The organism is Rhizobium sp. FY34 (assembly GCF_005222845.1).
Lineage (GTDB): Bacteria > Pseudomonadota > Alphaproteobacteria > Rhizobiales > Rhizobiaceae > Neorhizobium.
In genome coordinates this window covers 360,944-378,688 of record NZ_STFZ01000014.1, presented here as the reverse complement: position 1 = coordinate 378,688, position 17,745 = coordinate 360,944, and the positions used below count along the sequence as shown (strand labels likewise).

General features: G+C 59.3%; 12 protein-coding genes. 5 read left to right on the top strand and 7 right to left on the bottom strand.

Annotated features, from left to right (window positions below):
- The first annotated feature begins 3 nt into the window (after positions 1 to 3).
- Together E8M77_RS12655 and E8M77_RS12650 are read left to right on the top strand one after the other, a co-directional pair.
- Complete coding sequence (locus E8M77_RS12655; RefSeq protein ID WP_137130979.1) at positions 4 to 1,050, top strand: aldo/keto reductase; 1,047 nt, start codon at positions 4 to 6, stop codon at positions 1,048 to 1,050.
- A gap of 19 nt (positions 1,051 to 1,069) precedes the next feature.
- Positions 1,070 to 2,335 (top strand): ABC transporter substrate-binding protein, encoded by a 1,266-nt coding sequence (locus E8M77_RS12650; protein WP_137130978.1) that lies wholly within the window; start codon positions 1,070 to 1,072, stop codon positions 2,333 to 2,335.
- Between the two features lie 74 nt (positions 2,336 to 2,409).
- Here the strand turns inward: E8M77_RS12650 and E8M77_RS12645 are convergent, their stop codons facing one another.
- Genes E8M77_RS12645 through E8M77_RS12620 form a run of 6 tightly spaced genes read right to left on the bottom strand, consistent with a single transcriptional unit; the run spans position 2,410 to position 9,244 of the window.
- Positions 2,410 to 3,783: a serine hydrolase domain-containing protein gene (locus E8M77_RS12645; RefSeq protein ID WP_137130977.1), complete on the bottom strand. Its 1,374-nt coding sequence runs from the start codon at positions 3,781 to 3,783 to the stop codon at positions 2,410 to 2,412.
- Positions 3,784 to 3,802: 19 nt separating this feature from the next.
- Positions 3,803 to 4,789: an ABC transporter ATP-binding protein gene (locus E8M77_RS12640; RefSeq protein WP_170975842.1), complete on the bottom strand. Its 987-nt coding sequence runs from the start codon at positions 4,787 to 4,789 to the stop codon at positions 3,803 to 3,805.
- Positions 4,786 to 5,853: an ABC transporter ATP-binding protein gene (locus E8M77_RS12635; RefSeq protein ID WP_246659237.1), complete on the bottom strand. Its 1,068-nt coding sequence runs from the start codon at positions 5,851 to 5,853 to the stop codon at positions 4,786 to 4,788. The genes E8M77_RS12640 and E8M77_RS12635 overlap by 4 nt, the downstream gene beginning before the upstream one ends.
- Positions 5,850 to 6,728 carry an ABC transporter permease gene (locus E8M77_RS12630; RefSeq protein ID WP_137130975.1) on the bottom strand — a complete coding sequence of 293 codons (879 nt, stop codon included), beginning with the start codon at positions 6,726 to 6,728 and terminating at the stop codon, positions 5,850 to 5,852. Before E8M77_RS12630 ends, E8M77_RS12635 begins: the two co-directional genes overlap by 4 nt.
- Positions 6,725 to 7,657 (bottom strand): ABC transporter permease, encoded by a 933-nt coding sequence (locus E8M77_RS12625; protein ID WP_137130974.1) that lies wholly within the window; start codon positions 7,655 to 7,657, stop codon positions 6,725 to 6,727. Before E8M77_RS12625 ends, E8M77_RS12630 begins: the two co-directional genes overlap by 4 nt.
- Before the next feature lie 6 nt (positions 7,658 to 7,663).
- Positions 7,664 to 9,244 (bottom strand): ABC transporter substrate-binding protein, encoded by a 1,581-nt coding sequence (locus E8M77_RS12620; RefSeq protein WP_170975841.1) that lies wholly within the window; start codon positions 9,242 to 9,244, stop codon positions 7,664 to 7,666.
- Positions 9,245 to 9,419: 175 nt separating this feature from the next.
- Here E8M77_RS12620 and E8M77_RS12615 point away from each other — a divergent pair, with 175 nt between their 5' ends.
- The gene (locus E8M77_RS12615) at positions 9,420 to 10,064 is read left to right on the top strand and encodes a TetR/AcrR family transcriptional regulator (RefSeq protein WP_137130972.1); all 645 of its coding nucleotides are present in this window, start codon (positions 9,420 to 9,422) and stop codon (positions 10,062 to 10,064) included.
- Positions 10,065 to 10,675: 611 nt separating this feature from the next.
- On the opposite strand, the gene E8M77_RS12610 is transcribed toward E8M77_RS12615, so the two are convergent.
- The gene (locus tag E8M77_RS12610) at positions 10,676 to 15,592 is read right to left on the bottom strand and encodes an ATP-binding sensor histidine kinase (RefSeq protein WP_170975840.1); all 4,917 of its coding nucleotides are present in this window, start codon (positions 15,590 to 15,592) and stop codon (positions 10,676 to 10,678) included.
- 475 nt (positions 15,593 to 16,067) lie between these two features.
- Here E8M77_RS12610 and E8M77_RS12605 point away from each other — a divergent pair, with 475 nt between their 5' ends.
- Positions 16,068 to 16,820 carry an AraC family transcriptional regulator gene (locus E8M77_RS12605; protein ID WP_246659236.1) on the top strand — a complete coding sequence of 251 codons (753 nt, stop codon included), beginning with the start codon at positions 16,068 to 16,070 and terminating at the stop codon, positions 16,818 to 16,820.
- A 146-nt stretch (positions 16,821 to 16,966) separates the two neighbouring features.
- Positions 16,967 to 17,623, top strand: a complete 657-nt coding sequence (locus tag E8M77_RS12600; RefSeq protein WP_137130970.1) for a hydrolase — start codon at positions 16,967 to 16,969, stop codon at positions 17,621 to 17,623.
- Positions 17,624 to 17,745: the final 122 nt, after the last annotated feature.

Below are 17,745 nucleotides of genomic sequence, written 5' to 3'. Positions count from 1 at the left end.
CCCATGCAGCGCATCACCATCGCCCCCGGTTATGAGATATCCCGCGTCATTCGCGGCGGCTGGCAACTGGCCGGCGGCCATGGCGCGGTGGACCAGGCTCTAGCGATCGACGACATGGTGGCCTTTGCCGATGCCGGCATTACCACGTTCGACTGTGCCGATATCTATACCGGCGTCGAGGATCTGATCGGCCGCTTCCGGCTGCGCTACCGCGACCTTCATGGTGCACAGGCCCTGGAGCGCATCCGGGTTCATACGAAATTCGTGCCGGATCTTGGCGTTCTGCCGACCATTACCAAGGCCTATGTGGAAAGCGTGATCGACACATCGCGCCAGCGCCTCAACCTCGATTGCCTGGATCTCGTGCAGTTTCACTGGTGGGATTATGACATGCCGGCCTGGCTCGACACGCTGGGCTGGCTGAAGGAATTGCAGGCCGACGGCAAGATCAACAAGATCAGCGGCACCAATTTCGATAGCGAGCATGTGGAGGCCATCCTCGATGCCGGCATTCCCTTCACCTCGCTGCAGCTGCAATATTCTCTGCTCGACCGGCGCCCGGAAAAGCGCATGGTGGCGCTTGGCAAAGCCAATGATTTTGCGCTGTTCTGCTATGGCACCGTGGCCGGCGGCTTTCTCTCCGACCGCTGGCTGGGCAGGCAGGAGCCCGAGCATCCGCTCGAAAACCGCTCACTCACGAAATACAAGCTGATCATCGATGATCTCGGCGGCTGGGATCTCTTCCAGTCGCTTCTGTCAGCCCTGCGCAAGGTCGCCGACAGGCATGCCACCGATATCGCGACGATTGCCAGTGCAGCCATGTTACGCAAGCCCGGCGTATCGGCTGTCATCGTCGGCGCGCGCAACCGCGACCACCTCCCCTCCAATCTCGCCATCGCCACCATTGCCCTCTCCGATGCCGATCTCTTCGAGATCGATCAGGCGCTGGGCGGCGCAAACGAGCTGGAAGGCGACGTCTATACCCTCGAGCGCGACCGCACGGGGCGTCACGGCAGCATCATGAAATACAATCTCAACAAAGGGGAATGACATGAAAAAGGGGAATGAGATGAGACAACTGGTCCTTACATCCACCATGCTTGCCGGTCTTGCGCTTGGCGCCTCACCGGCCTTCGCGCAAAGCTGCGATATCACCGTCGGTGTTGTCATGGAGCTGACCGGCCCTGCCGGCGAATATGGCAAGGCGGGTGCGAAATCCGTCGAAATGGCTTTCCGTGATTTCAACGAGGCCGGCGGCGTCGGCGGCTGCAAGCTGGTGATGGACACCCGCGACAGCCAGAGCCAGGGCAATGTCGCCGTCGATCAGGCGACCCAGCTCGTCAATATCAAGAAGGTGCCGGTCATCATCGGTGGCATCATTTCGTCGGTGTCGATCCCGATCCTCACCTCGGTGACGGCGCCAGCCGGCGTCGTGCAAGTTTCACCCGCCTCCTCTTCGCCCACGCTGACGGCGCTTGGCCGCGACGGCAAGACTAACGGCGTGTTCTTCCGCACCATCACATCCGATGCGCTGCAGGGCACGGCTGCGGCCAAATATGCGCTCGACCAGGGCCTGAAGAAGATCACCATCATTCACGTCAACAATGATTTCGGCAAGAACCTGGTGCGCGAATTCACCGCCGCCTATACCAAGCTTGGCGGTACGATTTCCTCGACAACGCCGTACAATGAAAAGCAGGCGAGCTATTCGTCGGAAGCCTCCGTCGCCATGACCGGCGAACCGGATGCGCTCTACCTTGTCTCGACCCCGGTGGATGGCGCAACCATTGCCCGCGCCTGGATTTCCGGCGGCGGCGTGCAGAAATTCCTGTTCAATGACGGCATGAACTCCAAGGATTTCATCGCAAGCGTCGGCGCCCAGTACCTGAATGCCGCCTATGGCACCTCGTCCGGCACGACGCCGACGGCGTCCACCGAGTATTTCAACGCCAATTACGAAAAGTTCTCGGGCGGCATCGCACCCTCTGCGCCGGCTGCAGACCGCTCCTATGATGCCGGTGCCATCGTGGCGCTGGCCATTGCCAAGGCCGGCAAGGCAGACAAGGCGGCCATCAAGGCTGCAATTACAGAGGTGACGGCACCGGGCGGAACGCCGATCCATGCCGGCAAGGCGGAATTTGAAAAGGCCCTGGCACTGCTGAAAGAGGGCAAGCCGATCAAATATGAAGGCGTCATCGGCCCTGTCAGCTTTGACCAGTATGGTGATATCACCGGTCCTTTCCGCCTCTGGAAGATCACCGATGGTCAAGTGACGACGGTTGGGCAGATGGCGTCCGACGAGGTATCGAAGATCAAGGCCTCGCTTGGCAAATAAGCGGTTACATTGAACAACAAGGGATCGGACAGGTTTAAACCTCTGCCCGATCCCCGGATCTCAGCGCAGATGGACTATCCATCTGCCATAAGGGCAGCGTCGTAATCGATTGCAAGGTTTTGCGCATCGGGCAGCAATTCATTGCCGCCGAGCATAAGGCGCGTCATGGCACCGGTCTGCGACATTTCCCGGCGCACCGGTTCGCCATAGCTGCCAAAGCCGTTCGAGCGTGAAATATAGCCGTTCAGCCGATCCGCGACCGTGACTTCCCCACGATCGGCAAAGGGACGAAGTGCGGCAGGATCGGCAATCAGTACCTTATCGCCGGCAGGCACGAGATCGCAGGCTCCCCAGATCGTCCAGAAGCGCGCGTCCCAATCGGCGACCGTCGCCTGCGGCTTGCCAATTTCGGCGAACAGGCCGAAAATCGAGATAACCCCCTCCACCCAGGCATTCGCCATGCCATCGATGGCATTGGTAACGATCGAAACGCTGAGGCCCGATTTTTCGATCACCGATGTCCGGCTGATGAAGCCGGGAAAGGCACCCGCATGACCAAACACGGCCTGGGCATCGATATCCATGCAGATCGTGCCAAGGCCATAGTGACGCTTCTCGCCCTCGCCCGGCAAATGCCAGTGACGCCGCGTCATTTCCCGACGACTGGCGGGTGACAGGACAGCCTCATCCGCACCCGGATGAATAAGCGCAAAAAAGCGTGCCAGATCGGCAGCCGTGCTGACAAAGCCGGTGGCCGAGGCCAGCGCATGGGTGGCCTGATTGCCAAAAATCCGGCCGCGGCCATTGGGCAGCTTGCCGCTATGGCCCGATGAGAGGGGCGCGCTCCCGTCAGTCGGCATATCGAACGTGGTTTCAGCCAGACCGGAGGCTGCAACAACCTCACGCTCGATCCAGTTGCCATAATCCTCGCCGGTGATCGCCTCGATGACAAGGCCGAGCAGACCATAGCCGAGATTGGAATACTTGAAGCGGGTATTGGTTTCGAGAGTGAGCGGTTCAGACAATTGCGCGCACAGCTGCTGCGCATCAAAGAAGCTATCGCGCACCTGCCAGTGCGGCGCATACGTGCCATCGCGCATGAGGCCGGCCGAATGCGACAGGAGCTGGCCAATGGTGGTTGCAGCCACACCCACATCCAGCCCCGGCACGTATTGTGAAACAGCGTCATCCAGATGCAGGCGCCCGGCCTCCTGCAACTTCATGATACCGACAGCCGTGAAGGTCTTGGAATGCGAGGCGACGCGGAAGCGATGACGCGGTGTCAGAACCTCATTGGTAAACAGGTCACTGACACCATAGGCCCGCTCGAACAACAGGTCCTGCCCCTTAGCAACGGCCAGCACGCAACCGGGAAGCCCGCTTGCCTGCATCTGATAATCCAACCAGCCGCTCGCATAGGCAAGGGCTGCATCCAGCCAGTCCGTCATGGTGTTTCCTTTCAATTTGTTATTGGCCGACAGGACCTGCTGCGGCATGACAGGCCACCCAATGGCCCGATATGATTTCGACGGATTGCGGATCTTCCACCGCACATCGCGCCATCGCCATGGGACAGCGGCTGCGAAAGCGGCAGCCGGAGGGCAATCGCGCCGGGTTGGGCGGATCTCCGAGCTTGGGCATCGGCTCTGCCCTGCGGGCCACGTCGATCGATGGAACCGCCGACAAAAGCGCGCGGGTATAGGGATGCTGCGGATCAGCAAACAGCTGGCGCGTGGGCGCAATTTCCACGATGCGCCCGTAATACATCACCGCCACCCGGTCGGCGATATATTCGACTACCGCCAGATTGTGCGACACGAAAATCAGCGCCAACTGCAACTCTGCGCGCAAATCGCTCAACAGATTGAGGATCTGCGCCTGCACCGATACATCCAACGCCGATACCGGCTCATCGCAGACGATGAGGTCAGGCTTCAGGATCAAAGCGCGCGCAATGCCAAGACGCTGCAACTGCCCCCCGGAAAGCTCATGCGGATAGCGCTGGCGATGCTCAGGTCGAAGTCCAACCTTGCGAAAAATCTCCGCCACTGCCGCATCCCGCGCAGAAGGGTCGAGCATGTCCTGCACATCGAGCGCCATGCGTACGGATGAGCCAAGCGTGCGGCGCGGATCAAAGCAGGAACGCGGGTTCTGGAAGATGATTTGCGCAAAACGACGCTGGTGTTTCAGTTCACCGGGCGACAGCGAAAAGAGATCCTGATTGCGCAACCGGACCTGCCCGCCGGCCGGCTTCTGAAGCGCCAGAACCGTGCGACCCAGAGTGCTCTTGCCGCAGCCGGATTCACCCACCAGGCCAAGTGTTTCGCCACGCTGCAGGGAAAAACTGACATCATCGACGGCATTGATGTGGTCGAGAACCCGACCGAAGAGGCCGGTTTTCACCGCATACTGAACGCGCAGATGACTGACCTCGAGAAGCGGGGGCACTGTCATGGGGATATCTCGCATGGAGAGACGGCAGAACTTGCCTTTGCGGCAAAACAGAGCGCGCGGTGACGCGGTCGGATCGACACCGGCAATGGCTGTGACAGGGTGCAGCTTTCGAGATTTTGACCGGCGCGCGCATCGCAGCGCGGCGCAAAGGCACATCCGGCCCCCAGACGACTGAGATCAGGGATCGTTCCGGGAATATCCTTCAATCTCACGCCACGGGCCTGTCCCAATTGGGGTGCCGCCCCGATCAGTCCTTGGGTATAGGGATGCGCCGGCGCAGTGAGCATCGTCTCAACCGGCCCCTCTTCGACAATCCGGCCTGCATACATGACCGCCACACGGTCGGCGAGGCGCGCAACGACGCCCAGATCATGCGTGACGAGCAGTAGCGATGTGCCGAGCATGCGGCAACTTTCGCGCAGTAGTTCAAGGATCTGCGCCTGGATAGTCACGTCGAGCGCCGTCGTCGGTTCATCGGCAATCAACAGCTTCGGTTTCAGAGCAAGAGCAATGGCAATCATCACCCTTTGCGCCTGACCACCGGAAAGCTGGTGCGGATAGGCCAGCACCTTCTCCTCCGGGGCCGGTATGCCCACGGCACGCAGAAGATCAACAGCACCAGCCCAGGCAGCCTTGCGACTGAGTTTTTCCTGAAGCAACAAGGGTTCCGCCACCTGCCAGCCGATGCGCCGGACCGGATTGAGACAGCTTTGCGGCTGCTGGAAGATCATGCCGACATCGCGGCCCCGCCAGCGCGACAATTCGCGCGCCGACATATCCATCACGCTGCGGCCTTCAAACGCGATGGCGCCGGCAACAACCTGCCCCGGCGGCTGGACGAGACGCAGGATCGACTGCGCAAAAACCGACTTTCCGGAACCGGATTCCCCCACAAGACCGAGGATCTCGCCGGCGCCAATATCCAGATCGACATCCTGCACCGCCTGCAACCGGCGCCCGCCTTCAAGTCGGAACTCCGTCGTCAGACCGGTGATGCGCAGCAGTGGCTGGACATTCTTCGGGCTACCGGTCTGCGGTGTTTCTATCTGCTGCATTGCCATCATGCCGCGCTCCTCGGGTCGAGCACATCCCGCAACCCGTTGCCCAGAATATTCAGGCCGAAGATCGAGATGAACAATGCCATGCCCGGCCCGGTAACGGCCCACCAGGCAGAAAACAGATAGGTGCGGGAATTGACCAGCATGGCCCCCCATTCCGGTGCCGGCGGCTGCGTGCCCAGTCCGATGAAGGACAGGGAAGAGGTAACGAGCGCGGCCAGCGGCATGGAAAAAGCGAGGTAGACGATAAGAGGCGACAACACATTTGGCAGGATCGTGCGAAACAGAATATCCGCTTCACTGGCGCCAAGCGCTCTGGCGCTGACGACATAATCCTCCCGCTTGACTGTCAGAACGGCGCTGCGCACGAGCCTTGCATAACCGGGAATGCCGGCAATGCCGATGGAGATCATGCCTGTCCAAAGGCTGGGGCCGAGAATGGCCACGATCACCAGCACCATCAGGATATAGGGAAAGGCCAGCATCACATCGATCAACCGCATGATGATGCTTTCGGTCACGACCGAACCTGCGCCAGCGATCAATCCGAGAAGCGTGCCGATACTGGCAGAGATCGAGGCCGTGACGATACAGATCAGCAGGAAGTAACGGCTGCCGAAAATCAGCCGGCTGAATAGGTCGCGCCCGACCTCGTCGGTGCCCATGAGATGGAGCCAGCTCGGCGGCTTCAGCCTCTGGACGGGGTTGACCTTGAAGGGATCATAGGGTGCGACCCATGGAGCAAAGAGGGCAAGCAGGATCAGCAGTATGAGGATCGTGCCGCCAACCACAACGGAGGGATTGCGCAGCAGCCGAGCGACAAACCGGCGCCAGCGCGGCGGCGTCGGGACCAGGGGTTCATCCAGCAGAATCACGCTCATGAGTTCAGCTCCACTCTCGGATCCAGCCAGGCGTAGAGAATGTCGGCAACCAGATTGACGACCAGATAGGTCGCGGCACTGATCAGGATGATCGCTTGCGTCAGGGTGAAATCACGCCATTCAATGGCATTGACCGCGAGTTCTCCGATTCCGTGCCAGCCAAAAATCGCTTCGATAATGAAGGCACCGCCCAGAAGATTGCCGATCTGCAGCCCCACCAGGGTTAGGACTACAATGAGCGCATTGGGCAAGGCATGGCGTACAACCAGGGCGAACTCACTTGCCCCACGGGCGCGCGCCGCCTGGATATAGTCACGTCCGAGGACATCGATCATGCTGGTGCGCGCGACCTGAGAGATCGGTGCAGCCTCGATCAAACCTAGGGCGACAGCCGGTAGAAGCAGTGCCATCGTGCCACGCGGTACGACGGGGAGCCAGCGCAGCCAGACGGCAAATACCAGAATGAGCAGCAAGCCAAAGAAGAAGGCAGGCATCGAGATGCCAAACAGGCCGATAGTCGTGGCCGTCACATCCAGCCAGCTATTGCGCTTGACAGCGGCCAGGATGCCGGTTGTCAAGCCAACCACCAGAGCGATCGCAAGCGCTGCGAGCGTCAGAATGATCGTGTTGACATAGCGATAGCCAAGCTCATCCATCACCGGCTTGCGCAGCCGGATGGACTCGCCGAAATCGCCGCTCATCAGATCTCGCACATAGATATAGAACTGCTGATACCACGGCAGGTCGAGATGATATTTGGCCCTCAGCGTCGCAATCGCTTCGGCAGCATCCTTTTCCGAAAGGGTACCGGAATAGATGGCTGTGACGGCATCGGTCGGAATCAGCGCCTTCATCAGGAAGGTGACCAGCAAGATGCCGATCACCACCGGGATGAGAAGCAGCAGCCGTCTGGCGACATACTGCAGCATCACCGTTCAAGCCGCAGCGATCTTGAGATCACCGGCATAAAGATAGCCGAGATAATCGAAGTGATACCCTTCGAGCACCTTGCGGTTCACGGTGATCGGCCAGTCGGTCAGCAGTGGCAGGATACGGCGATCTTCCAGGATGGCCTTCTGCGCATCACTGACGAACGCCATCCGCTTTTGCGGATCAAGCGCCGTGTCGGCGGAATCAAGCGCTGTATCGATCGCCGGATTGGCAGGCAGCAATTGGCGATGGCCGGGAGACCGGAAGAGCTGCGACATGACGCTCGGATCCGACCAGGTCCAACGGTTGAGCGCCATGTCCCAGTCGGGCTTCAGCAGGCCCGGATAGAAACTGCCCCAATCCGCCGTTCCAACGTCCACGACGATGCCGATATCGGCGAGATTGGCCTGGATGACGGCAAGTGCACGCTCGGTCGTGCTGGAGGCATAGCTGCGGATGGAAAATTTCGCAGGCATTCCATCCTTTGTGCGAATGCCGTCTTTCATCACCCATCCGGCAGCATCAAAGAGCTGCTTTGCCTTTTCCGGATCATAGGGCGTACCATAGGCCTCGGCCACCTTGTCATCATAACCAGGGATACCGCGCGACAACGGTCCAAGCGCAATCTTGCCATTGCCGCCAAAGGCCGCAGCCAACACCGCTTCCCGATCGATCGCATGGCTGATCGCCTCACGAAAGGCCAGATCACCGAAAGGCGCTTTCTTGTAGTTGAACTCCATGAACATCAGGTTTTTGGCGTTCTGGTCATTGATGATATTGTAGCGATCATCTGCCGCAAAAGGCACAACACCGTCAGCCGTCAGGGAGGCTGCGTCCAGCTCCTCCGTCATGAGCGCCGATGTCACGACGCCATCTTCGGTCAGAACGTTCAAGACAATGCGATCGAGATAAGGCTGCCCCTGATTGGTCGCATCAGGCCGGAACTGCTTGAAGTTCGGATTGCGGATCAATTCAATGCTGGCACCGGGCACCCATTTGTCGAACATGAAGGGGCCTGTGCCAACCGGCTTGCGGGGATAGGCATCCCCTGCCAATCGGACCGCCGTCGGAGAGTTGAACCCGAAATAGGACTGGCCCAAAAGATTGATAAACGGAGCAAAGGGTTTGGCGAAGGTAAAGACCACCGTCATTCCATCCGGCGTTTCGACCTTGGACAGCGGGCCGACAATGCCCTTGGCCGGCGACGCGCTCTTCGGATCCAGGATCGTATCGAAGTGAAATTTGACCGCTTCGGCGTTGAACGGCGTACCGTCATGGAAGGTCTTGCCATCCTTCAACTTGAAACTGATCTCCTTGCCATCCTCGCTGGCCTGCCAGGATTGAGCAAGCCAGGGCTGCGCCTTCCCGTCTGCATCCAGATAGACGAGACCTTCGAGAAGGTAATTGCCCAGAACACCGCTGACGACGGCGGAAATGCTCTGCACATTAAAAAGGCCTTCGGGATCAATCGGCAGGCGAAAGCGCGCGACCTGCGGCGCCTGCGCCAATACCTGTCGAGTACTGGAGAATGCCAGAACCCCGGCGGACAAAGCTGTAGCAATCGAAAATTGACGGCGATTCAACATGCAATTTCCCCTTTTTATCGAGGGAATTCTTTCGCGACACCCGTCTGGTGTGATAGGAGCGTCACGCCCTCTAATCCGAATGATTACTCGGATTAGAGGGCGACGCAAGAGATATGTTTCATCGACGCAAGAATCTTGCCACCATCTACGGCCAAGAGACGAACAGGAGATTCGCATGGATGCCAAACCGCGCACCGCATCACCGCGCAAGCCGGTGCAGGCCCGCTCCCGCAAGATAAGATTGCAGATCATGGAGGCAGCCCATGAGGTGATGCGCCGGAATGGCGTGCGCGCCATCACCACCAATGCCGTGGCAGCCCAGGCCGGCGTCAAGGTCGGCTCGATCTATGATTACTTTCCCAACAAAGAAGCGATCATTGCCGATATCTACGGAGAGAAGCTGGCCGCCGTGCGCGCCTTCCTGGAAGCGGGCAGCCAGACGATCGATGCGCAGCACTGGCAGGCGCAACTGGCTGATCTGATCCGCAAGACCTGGGACTACCAGCTTTCCATCGGTCTTGATCGCACGCTGGTCGATGCAGCCTACTACTATGAAGACCTGTTTCGCATTGCCCGCGACCATGCGCAGCTTCTGGCGCGCACCTATGTCACGCTGCTTCGGCGGCTGGGCTCAACCTGGCCGCAAGAGGACCTCTATGATCTGGGGATCAGCCTCTATACGCTGGTCAACGCCAACTGGAGCTATTGGCGCCTGCAGGACAATCAGGACATGATTGCCATCGAACGCCAGATCCGCATGACGATCCTGCTGGTCGAAGATGTCTTTCAGACAAAGCCGAGCCCGTCTGAAACGCCCTGACGAGCCAGACGCCGAAGACCTCCCGCGTCAAAATCCTCCCCTAAGGAAATCGCTGCTTCCATGGCAAACCTCCAGTTTGCGACAGATATTCAGGTTCGTCGCCCTTGGGCAAATAAGAGAGTCGAATTCAGCGAGAACACGCATAAGTAGCATTTGCCGCCGCACCGGTGCCGTGATTCATGGTCACATCTTGGATGGTGGGAAGAATAGTTTAAAAAGGAATTGCGATCAGGTGGCGACGCCGCCATCTGAACCAGCAACATTCTACGCGTCGGGTATATTTTGACAGTAAGCGTAAATTCCGTTCCAGCGAATTATTCCGTTGTCGTTCACAACAAAGCGACGGATGCAGCTTTCCCTATTCAGACACTGAGGGGATGTATTTTACGCGAGCGCTTACGTTTCAGAATAGACATTAGAGTATCCGTTTTTATCAAGCGGGTTTTGATGTCCATTTTCGGCCGCTTTTCAGCAGAGCGTTTGCGAGCACGATGACCCAATCGCAGAGTAGCGCATTGTTCGCACACTATGGCCAGCCAAAACCTCAATTGCTGAAGACGATAGACACGTCGTGGGTTGGAGTAAGCTGTGAAAACTCTCATCGCAAAGGCTCATCGACCAGGTCCCGATTTTAGCGGAATAGAAAACGTAAACCGGGTTCCGACCTCTTCGCTAGTGGCAATCAACGAACCGCTATGTGCCTCGACTATAGACTTGCAAATTGCAAGCCCCATTCCCATTCCGGAAGATTTCGTCGTGAACATAGGTTCGAAGATCTGAGAGGCGAGTTCGGCCGGAATCCCGCTGCCGAAGTCGCGGATGGTCACCACGATATCTGTGTCGGTCTTTCTCGACATGATCTCGATCCTCCGCCGGGATGCCGGAAGATCGTCCATGGCATCCATCCCGTTCTGAAGCAGGTTCAGAACCACCTGCTTAAGCTGTGTGGCATCACCGAGAACCGTAACCTCCGAGGCCATGAGATCAAGAGCGACTTCCGTCTTCTGGCTATCGATCTCGGATCTGGAAATGCGCAGGACTTCGGTAATTACCTCATCCACGACGACGGGCTCTTGAACGGAGGGGGCCTGTTTTGACAGTGCCCGCAGGGCGCGGATAATGTCATGCGCGCGCGACACGCTGGTCTCTATCTCCGTCAGTGCGCTAAGTGTTTCTGCGATGTCAGGTTCGCCACGTTTCAGCCAGCGCAAGCCTGCCCCGGCATTGGAGGCGATTGCGGCAAGCGGCTGGCCCAGTTCATGTGTCACCGATGCGGCAATCCCGCCCAGCAAGGTGAGGCGGGCGTTTTTCTCAAGTTCGGCCCTGGCACCTGCCAGTGCCTGCTCGCTTCGCGCGCGCAGCTCGTTTTCCTGCAGCAGCTTGGTATAAAGCCTGGCGTTCTCCAGCGAAATTGCCGCCTGCGAGGCCAGGAGCTTGAGGAGTGCCACGGTGTCAGCGGCAAAGACACCTTCAAGATAGTCGTTCTGAAGGCAGAGCAGACCGGTTAGTTCGCCACGGCGCAGCAGCGGCACGCAGAGGATCGAGCGACCCGTTGCGGATTGCTTGTCAGCCGCCCACGCCCCGAAATCAGAGCCGGAAATAACGAAAGGGGTTCGCGTCTGAAGAGCGCGGTCGATCACCGAATAGGGTGGGCTGAGGCCATAGCGATCCGGATTTATGGTGCTGACGCGGACACTGCCACCTTCGGTCCAAGCGGACGCCTCTGCCTCCAGCTTGCCCTCGGCGATTTTCAGCAGCAGCCCGCGATTAGCTCCGGCATGAACCAGCATTCGCGTCATCAGGGTTTCTATCACCCGGTCGAGAACGATCTCTTCCGAGAGCGCAAGCGAGGTACCAAGGACTGTCTCAAGGTCGCCGGCCGAGGCAAGGCCAGAAGCGGCAGACGGATGCCGCTCTGAATCGACAGCAAAAGATGTCCTCAGGCCTCTTGCCTTGCGTCCTGCGCCCCAGCGCTCATAGGCTTCCGACGCAAGCGACAGATAGGCGTTGGCACTGATGCGATTGCCCATTTCCAGGCAACAGCCCCCCGCACGCTCTAGCGCCAGCGCGTGCTCATGCTCGAAGCGGGAGGATCGCGCAGCGGCCGCGGCTTTCTCGTAGAGGACAAGGGCTTCGGCGTAATTTCTGTTTCTGCGGGCGATCTCGGCATCGAGGAGCAGGAGCTTGTCGGCAAAGTTCAAGGGATTGAGGTCTGCCCAGAGCGCCAGACGGGAGCGGACTTCATCGAGACGGGGATCGTCGGGTTTGTCGGCGCATGCGTCTCGTCCACGGGCGGCAAGAGCGAGGCCGAGATAGAACTTGCAAAAACCCGTATCAATATGGGCAAGCAGGAAGATGCTCAATGCGTCGGCGGCGAGCAGTTTCTCGACCGCGTCACCATAGGCTCCGTTGTAGTAAAGCGAGGTGCCTTCATAGAAGGCAACCCAGAAAGCCGTCGTCGGCGAAACCACAGGTGCCGTCTGCGCAAGGCCTTCTGACGACTGGACAGAGCCCTGCCCCTCGGCGAGATCGACGACCAGACGGAGCTGTGCTGCCAGAATATGCTCGATGTCGGTGTAACCAAAGCGCCGGGTAACAGCGATCGACTCCTCTGCCTCTCGCCGGATCTTTGGGATCTCCTCACCCATGGCAATGAGATCGGAAACCAGGTGGTTGCGTGCGTAACACATCCAGCCAACATCCCCGGCCGCATGGGCAGCATCGAGGGCTTCGCGCACGCGTTCCAGGGCGTAGGGCATCGAGCGGGTCCAAGGGGAGACCTGATCAACGGCAAGCAGGACCGAGGTCCGATGCTCCTCGAAGCCGTATTTGTCGAGAATTGCGCGAGCGGCGAGACTGAAGCTCAGACCGTCGGCATAAGCGTCGTATTTGTCGGAGATCATGGCGCCGAACCAGGCGAGGCCATGGGTGGATTCCGGGCTTGCCCCATGATCGAGTGTGAGTTCGACCATCTTGGCAAGATGCAGGAAGCGGAGGCCATCCGTCGTGAAAACCGATGAGATCAGCGGCGCAAGCAGGGACATGGCGGCCCGGATGCGCGGATCCTCCATGAGAGGTATGTGTTCGAGATCGGAAATCTGCCTCCCGTCCAGTCGTCGCCGGATGGCGCGATAAGCCTCATCCTGTTCCACTTCGCTCGACCCGCGTGCGAGCTGCACGCCAAGTTCGTCGAGACCCAGCAACGCCTCGTCGATTGCGCCATCATAGTCGGATTTCAGTGTCAACAGGTTGGCGCGAAGGCGGAAGACGGCACTTCTGTCGAGTGCGGACCGCGCATATTGCAGCAGTTCGTTGAGCCGGCGTTCTGCTGCTTCGAGCGAGGCTGATCCCAGCAGAGCCTCACACAAGTGAGTATGCGTGCGGAACGAAAGCCCGTAATCGTCTCCCCAAAGGTCGTTCCGGACCAACTTCACCGCCGTCTCGCCGTATCGGACCGCCTGACCAAAGGCTGCGGAACGCCTTGCATGAGCGAGTGCGGCCAGAAGCGCCTCTATGAACAACTTGCGCTTTTCAAGCGGCAGATCTTCGGCTCGACATTGCTCGATCTGACTGGCAATGGCGAAGGCGGCAGCATTGGTGCCACTGTCCCACATCGACATCATCACGTCGACCAGATGACGATGGCGATCGCGTCTTATCGCCTCCTCCATCAGCGAATAGGCGGCCTCCTGGATACGGTCATGGGCGAAGCTGAGTTTCGCAGGCGACAGCACGACGAAACCCGAACGCGCCAGACGGGCGGCAAGTTGCAGAAGGTTTTCTTCGGACAGGCCAAGCGCGCTGGCAAGCACTGCCTTTTCAGCTTCCGGGCCTATGCAGGCCATGGTCTGCAGCAGACCGAGTGCCTCCGGGCCCTCCTTTTCGAGACGGGCCGTAACGAAGGAGACAATGTTTTCGCTCGCCGGATAACGTGCCACATCTTCAACCCGGCACAGCCAGGCCTTGTCACCCGGCGAGAAGTATACGACGCCGTCCTGGACCAGTGCCTGCAGCAGTCTTCTGAGGTAGAAGGGATTTCCTCCTGTCTTCTCATGCAGCGTTTCGGCCAGATCCGAGAGACCGTCCGGGGCATCCGAAAAGATCGTTTCGAGCATCTGCCGGGTGGATTGGAGCGACAGTGGGCGCAGGTAGAGTTCTGCCAGCTCAGCCATCGAGACGCGTGCATCTGCCATCAAGCGGTCGGACAGGGCTTGCGCTTCGCCAGACTGATCGCGTCGGGCGACGATCAAAAGCAGACCGGTGACTGGCTCGCTGACCAAGACCGACAGGAAGGAACGGGTCGCTTCATCAGCCCATTGTATATCGTCGAGAAACAGGACCATGGGGCTGATCGTCGCTGCAGCGACTGACAGCACCGTGCGCAATGCCCGCTGCAAGCGAAGTTGGACCATCGGACCAGGTATCTCGATCCGGCTCGCTTGGGGACCGGTGAGAATTTCCGCGGCTGGCAAGAGGTCAACCAGCAACGACGCATTTCCCTGAAGCTCGCGGGCGAGCGCTTTTCGAAGAGATGCGAGGGTCGCATGATCAGCGCGCACGGCTTCGTCGATGAAGGCGCTAATGGCCTGCACGATGGGACCATAAGGGACTTCCGACTGATGCTGATCGCTCTTGCCCTGTATGAACAGGGCCCTTCCACCGGCGATCTTAGCGAGACTCTGGATGAGACTCGACTTGCCAACACCCGGCTGGCCATGCACCGATATCATCGACGGCCTGCCATGGCCCAGGAACCGATCGAGCACAGTGCCGAGGATCTGTTCCTCGTCGCCACGGCCGAAGAGTGCAGAGGTCCAGAGCTGTGCGAAAGGCGCGTCGACGCGTCCGATCTCGAATTCACTGATCGAGCCGTTCTCGCGCCATTCCTGATCGCAGCGCGCGAGGTCAAGCTCCAGTGCCAGGGCTGACTGGTAGCGTGCGGCCGGTTCTTTCGCGAGCAGACGCTTGAGGATCTGCCCAATCACCGGCGGCAGATCTGCGAACATGCTGCTTGCATCCATGGGTGTCAGCGCAAGATGCGCATGACGCCATTCGACCGGCGAGTTAGCAGCCAGCGGGAAGATGCCTGTCAAATGCCTGAAGAGGATCATGCCGAGTGCGTACAGGTCACTCCTGCTGTCGCATTGCGGTGCAACCGGTCTCAACTGCTCGGGCGCCCGGTAGATGATCTCGTCGATCACGCCGAGTGTCTGGGCGGTGTCCGTGACGGGCATCGCTCGCAAACGGACAGTACCCTTTTGATCGATGGTAAAATCGACCGGATGCAGAGAGCCGAGCGGTGCGCCATCCGCATGGGCTGCGGCAAGCGCACGAACCATGGATAGCGCCCGTGGCAGGAATTCTTGCAGCGGAACGGGCGAAGGCGACAACAATCCGAGGACGATACTTGCGGTATCGAAGACGAGGACCCGGAGTTCGTCTTCTTCCAGAATCGCGGCAGGGCTATCGAGCCAGATCTCGGCATTCGCATAGCGGCGCAGACGCAGGTCGGCCTGAGCCGATCGCACAGGTTCCCTGGATCGGGGAAGAAAGAGCGCATCCCATCCACCTTCGTCTTGCGACAGGCGATAGAAGCTCGATCCGGCAGACTGCCAGACAAGAGTTTGATTGCAGGCTCGAAGCCACGCTCGATCGAACATTCCGCTATCTCTGGTCTACGTGGAGCATGGTTATAACCCGATTTGGTTGCCCATGTTACGCTCGTAGCATCGACGAGCCAAGACTGTCTTTGCCCCACGTGCTGTCATTCAGGCCGAGTTTGCTGCGAATGCGAAAACCTGGCATTGCTGACGGCAAATCGGAGTATTATGATAATTGCTTACAGAGGGGCAAAGGCGCATGTCGTCACTACACGATCATGGCATTCTCAAGTTCCCTCAAGCGGGTGTCATCAACTCTTCTGTGGATCGGCGGTGGCGTAATCTGGGCGCGGAAGTACGTGCGCATCCAGCCTGCGAGATACCCGACATTTGCAGTACCCAGATGGAAATAACCCTTGCGCTCCAAGGTACGCCCTCAGGCTTCGTACACCGCCGAGGTGACGGTCGATCTCAGTCGACGGCGGTCCGCAGCGGCACGCTCTGGTTCTGCCCGATCGGGGTCCAGGAAGATTCCATCCGCATTACCGAGGCGCTGCCCGAGATCCTGCATCTCTATCTCCCCGAGCACCAGTTTGCCACGGTCGGCGAATTGACATCGCAGCCTGTCGCATCAGGCGACATCGCCTATCTGGCCGACGTGGCTGATGAGTTCGTTCGGCAGATCTGTGTCCGCGTCCTTCAGGAAATGCGCCATGAAACGGCAGCGGGGGACTTGCTCATCGAGCAGCTCTCCATGACGCTCACTCTGCATCTCCTGTCACGGTATTCGGGAAACAGTCTGATAGGAACGTCGGCCGATGTGAACGGCGCCTTGAGCCCGGCGAGACGAAACAGGGTCATCGACTATGTCGAGGAAAATCTGGAAGCTGATCTGACTGTTGCAGAGCTTGCTGAAGTCGCCTGCCTCAGCCGCTATCATTTTGCCCGGTCCTTCAAGGCGGCGCTCGGACAATCGCCCTCGGATTATGTGGCCAATCGGCGGCTGCTGCTGGGGCGGAAACTCCTGGATGATCCGACCCTCTCACTTTCGGAAGTCGCCTTCCGTTGCCGTTTTTCCTCGCAAGCAGCCTTCGGGCGTGCGTTCCGGCGACATACCGGTATGTCCCCCGGCGACTATCGCAGGCACAGGGGCTAAACGCGCTCCCGGTCCTGGGCAGAAGGTACGAACGGCTAGAGATCAGCGAAACGTCCAAATCGGCTGAGTAACCGACAAGAGACGGTTGGCCCCTCGTGGCATTTTCTCCTCGTCACTGCTTCTCCAAAGCACCGAGGAAACAAACAATGACCATTCAAGCCAAAGCCGCCCCTGGCGCGAAACTTCTGAACGCCGCCGATCACACCCTGATCATGATCGACTTCCAGTCGCAGATGGCCTTTGCGACCAAAAGCATCGATGCCGTGAACCTGCGCAACAATGCAGCGCTTGTTGCCAATGCCGCGAAGACCTTCAACGTCTCGACCATCCTGACCACCGTTGCCGAGAAGAGCTTCTCCGGCCCGATGTTCGAAGAGATCACAAGCACTTTCACCGGCCAGGCGATGCTCGACCGCACGTCGATGAACACCTGGGAAGACGCGGCCGTGATCGCCGACGTCAACCGGATCGCCAAGAAGCGGATCGTGCTTTGCGGCCTATGGACGAGCGTATGCATCGTCGGCCCAGCCCTTTCGGCCCTCGACCAGGGCTTCGAGGTCTATGTGATCGCCGATGCCTGCGGTGATGTCAGCACGGAAGCGCATGACCGCGCCATGGACCGCATGGTGCAGGCAGGTGCCCAGCCGATGACCTCGCTCCAGTATCTGCTCGAACTGCAGCGTGACTGGGCTCGGGCTGAGACCTACGAGGCGACCACCGGCATCGCGAAGAAGCTCGGCGGCGCCTATGGCCTCGGCGTCACCTACGCCAAGACGATGTTCAACGCAGCCGAAGGCCACTGACCCCGTCACCGCCGGTCGTTCCGCGTGCCGCCTCCCAACCGGAACGACCAACCACGCCTGGCGCGGCTCCCCTCCCGCGCTAGGCGTAGGTGGACGACACGTGCGCAGCTCCACGACATGCA